Below are 3,911 nucleotides of genomic sequence, written 5' to 3'. Positions count from 1 at the left end.
CTGTAGGGTGTGCTGCGCGCACCAAGCGATTTCTCCTTTGAACACCGAGCGCGAACCGACCGCACCTAGCGGATGGCCACCAAACTCAACAAGCGCCCGTCAAACCGCCCAAACTGCCCCTGTAACTCACTGCCGCTTTGCCATTCTGGCGATAGGTCAGTCAGCAGGCGCAAGCGCGCATCGCCAGCTTCGTTCCATTCCAGCACCTCGGCATGTTCAAAGTAGAAGCGCTGCAAGGTCAGTGGGTACAGCGCCTTGAATAGGCTTTCTTTCAGCGAAAACGTCAGGGTTACCAGCAGCCCCAATTGCTCGGGGTCGAGCACGCTGGCGCGGCGCAGTTCGGCGGGGGTGAGGATTTCGCCCTGTAGGCGGGCGGCGCGTTCGCTGCTCAGCAGGTTTTCCACGTCCAGCCCCAGCCCGCGCCAATCGCCGCTGTTGGCCACAATCGCCGCCGCCCAGTTTTTGCCGTGGGTAATCGAACCGCTAACGCCTGCGGGCCATTGCGGCGCCCGGTCGGCGCCAACCGCCGGCACCACCTCGCTGCGATTTAAACGGCGCAACGCTTCACGCGCACACACGCGGCCGGCGAGAAACTCGGCCTGGCGCTTGGCCACGCCATGGGTGGCGGGAATCTGGCTGCGTTGGAAATCATCCGGCTGCAACAACGCCGGATCGAACGCGGTGCTGACAAATCGGCTATTGGCCAATGGCTGCGGCAAAGGCCAGTGTTCAGCCAACGGGCTGCAACAGGCGGGGAGGGTATAAGTCGACATGCCGGCATTCTGCCGGGAGCCAGCGTTTGGGGCCAGCACCGGCGGCGTTTACATTTCTTTGCATACGCGCAACAAAGCGACACGGAATGTACCGCGCGCATTTGCCAGACTGCCGCCGCGTTTCTTCGGAACGCAGGTGAGGTTGTAGTTTGGCCCGGCCGCTCTGCGAAAGGCGCCAAACCTTAGTCACTGATTTAAGTGCGGGAGCCCGTTTGGGCTCCCGTTTTTTTTGCTGGCGCACAACACACGCTACGGCGGATGGCTTGGGTGTGCTGTGCGCACCAAGGGAGTACCGAGATGCGCCCGGTGCGCGCAGCACACCCTACGAGCGCTCGCGATCAGATCGGGTAACCTAGGCGCCCCGCCCACTACTCGCGCCAAGGCTCGCCATGAAACCCGAAGACCTCCTCCTGCTCGTCACCCGCGAGATGCCGTATGGCAAGTACAAGGGCCGGTTGATTGCGGATCTGCCGGGGCCTTATTTGAATTGGTTTGCCCGTGAGGGTTTCCCTAAGGGCGAGATTGGCCAGTTGTTGCAGTTGATGCAGGAGATTGATCACAACGGTCTCGGTGAGTTGCTCACGCCGCTGCGCAAGAAGCCGCGCCAACCCCTGTAGTGCCGCGCCTTGCGCAACTTTCCCGGTTTACTCCTATGCTGCAAAAGCTGCCCTGCCAATGGGGTGGTTGGGGGGACGTGTGGGCGTGGGTAGGGCGCCTGCTTTCATAGGGATTGTGCGGGGCACTTCGAATGCGGGGCAAACGTCGCCTGTTCGTTTTGGTGTGGCCGTTTATTGCCATTGTCGTGCTGCAGGCGGTGCTGGCGGGCATTAGCCTGGAGGTTATGTCGTCGGTGCGCGCCTATGTGACCGGCGAAAGCCTGTGGTCCAAAGGGCAGAAAGATGCCATCACCCATCTGACCCTGTATGCCGACAGCGCGGATGAGGCTGACTACCACGCCTATCAAGCGGCTATCGCTATTCCCTTGGGCGACCATGCCGCGCGCCTGGCGATGGATTTGCCTAACCCCGATTACCGCGCCGCGTATGAGGGTTTTCTGCGCGGGGGTACGCACCCGGACGATATTCCCGGCCTGATCTGGCTGTATCGCGACTTCGGTGAGTTCAGCTATCTCAAGCGCGCCATCGGCCATTGGCAGGTGGGCGACCAGTTTGTGTTGGCGTTGCAGGGTGTGGCTGAGCAGATGCACCAAAGCATCCGCGCCGACACGGCAACGCCTGCGCAGTTACAGGCGTGGAAGGCGCAGATCTACGCTATCAATCAGCAAGTTACTCCCGTGGAAAAGGCCTTTTCCGACACCCTGGGCGAGGGCTCGCGTTTTATTCAGCGCCTGTTGTTGGCGGCTAATGTGTTGGTGGCGCTGGTGCTTTTTCTGTTGGCCACGCTGCGCACGCTTAAGTTGCTGCAACAGCGCGAGGCCTTTGACCTGGCGCTGCGTACGGAAAAGGAGCGGGCGCAAACCACCTTGGCCTCGATTGGTGATGCGGTGATCCGCACCGACCGCTTGGGTTGCCTGGAATACCTCAACCCGGCCGCTGAGGATTTGATTTTGTGCCGTTACGAGCAGGCCCGGGGCCGCTCGCTGGTGTCGCTGTTTCATTTGCAGGACAGCGATTGTCAGTTGGCCGACGCGCCGCTGATTGAGCGCATTCTGGCCGGCGAAATCGGCAGCAGCGCCCATGCCCAGCAAGTGGTGCGCTTGGATGGCAGCAAGGTGCCGGTGGCCTTGGTTGGCGCGCCGATTCAAATTGCCGGGCGGATTGTCGGCGCAGTGCTGGTGCTGCATGACATGACCCGCGAGCGTCAGTACATCGACACCCTGTCGTGGCAAGCTTCCCATGATGCGCTGACCGGCTTGGCTAACCGCCGTGAGTTCGAACAGCGCTTGGAAAGCGCCTTGGCGCGGTTGGATAACCACCCGGGGCAACATGCGTTGCTGTTTCTCGACTTGGATCAGTTCAAGGTGGTCAATGACACCTGCGGACATGCCGCTGGCGATCAGCTGCTGCGCCAGGTGTGCGTGCTGTTGCAGGAGCATTTGCGTGACGGCGATACCCTGGCGCGCTTGGGTGGCGATGAGTTCGGCATTCTCCTGGAAAACTGCCCGGCGGCGCCGGCCGCGCGGATTGCCGAGCTGCTGCGTATCACCGTGCAAGACCTGCAGTTCGCCTGGGATGGGCGCAATTTCAGTATTGGGGTGAGCATCGGTCTGGTGAGCCTGGAGCACTCGCGCATTAGCCTGGCCGAGGCGCTGCGTTCCGCCGATATGGCCTGCTATATGGCCAAGGAAAAGGGCCGCAACCGCGTGCAGGTGTACCAGAGCGACGATTCGGAAATGTCCAGCCGCTTCGGTGAAATGGCCTGGGTGCAGCGTATTCATGCGGCGTTGGAGGAGGAGCGTTTCTGCCTGTTCTACCAACTTATTGCGCCGGTGGCGGCCGACCATAGCCAAGGCGCGCACGTGGAATTGCTGCTGCGTTTGCGCGACGAAGATGGCCAGCTGGTGCCGCCGATTCGTTTTATTCCGGCGGCCGAGCGCTACGGGCTGATGCCGTTGATTGACCGTTGGGTGGTTAGCCACGCCTTTAGCGTTCTGGCCCAGCGCCACGCCAGCCAGAGCAGCGACCCGATTGCCACTTGCGCCATCAACCTGTCGGGGCCGACCTTTGGCGACCAGGCCTTTCTTGGTTATGTGCGTGAACAGCTCAGCCGCTTCAACATTGCCCCGCAGCAGATTTGCTTTGAAATCACCGAAACCAGCGCCATCGCCAACCTGGGCAGCGCCATGCATTTCATCCGTGAACTGAAAAGCCTGGGCTGCCGGTTTTCGTTGGACGACTTTGGCGCGGGCATGTCCTCGTTTGCCTACCTCAAGCACTTGCCGGTGGACTACCTGAAGATCGACGGCAGCTTTGTTAAAGACATGCTCGAAGACCCTATCGACCGCGCCATGGTTGAGTCGATTAACCAGATCGGCCATGTGATGGGCAAGCTGACCATTGCCGAGTTCGTGGAAACGCCCGAGATCATGCTGGCGCTGGCCGAGGTTGGGGTGGATTACGCCCAGGGGTATGCGATTGCCAAGCCGCTGCCGTTTGGTCCGGAGGTGCGTTTGAACGG

The 3,911-nt window shown here is 61.1% G+C and carries 3 protein-coding genes; 2 read left to right on the top strand and 1 reads right to left on the bottom strand.

Features of this window, described 5'->3' with window-relative positions:
- Nucleotides 1-65: 65 nt before the first annotated feature.
- Complete coding sequence (locus tag AAAB16_RS00270) at nucleotides 66-773, bottom strand: 4'-phosphopantetheinyl transferase superfamily protein (protein ID WP_340661522.1); 708 nt, start codon at nucleotides 771-773, stop codon at nucleotides 66-68.
- A gap of 389 nt (nucleotides 774-1,162) precedes the next feature.
- Between AAAB16_RS00270 and AAAB16_RS00265 the strand changes: the two genes are divergently transcribed.
- Together AAAB16_RS00265 and AAAB16_RS00260 are read left to right on the top strand one after the other, a co-directional pair.
- Entirely contained in the window at nucleotides 1,163-1,390 is a 228-nt protein-coding gene (locus AAAB16_RS00265; RefSeq protein WP_340661521.1) for a DUF3820 family protein, read from the top strand.
- 131 nt (nucleotides 1,391-1,521) lie between these two features.
- The coding region (locus tag AAAB16_RS00260; protein WP_340661520.1) for an EAL domain-containing protein at nucleotides 1,522-3,911 on the top strand (2,390 nt) is incomplete at its 3' end.

The organism is Pseudomonas sp., from assembly GCF_037994325.1.
Lineage (GTDB): Bacteria > Pseudomonadota > Gammaproteobacteria > Pseudomonadales > Pseudomonadaceae > Aquipseudomonas.
This window is presented reverse-complemented; position numbering and strand designations above follow the sequence as displayed.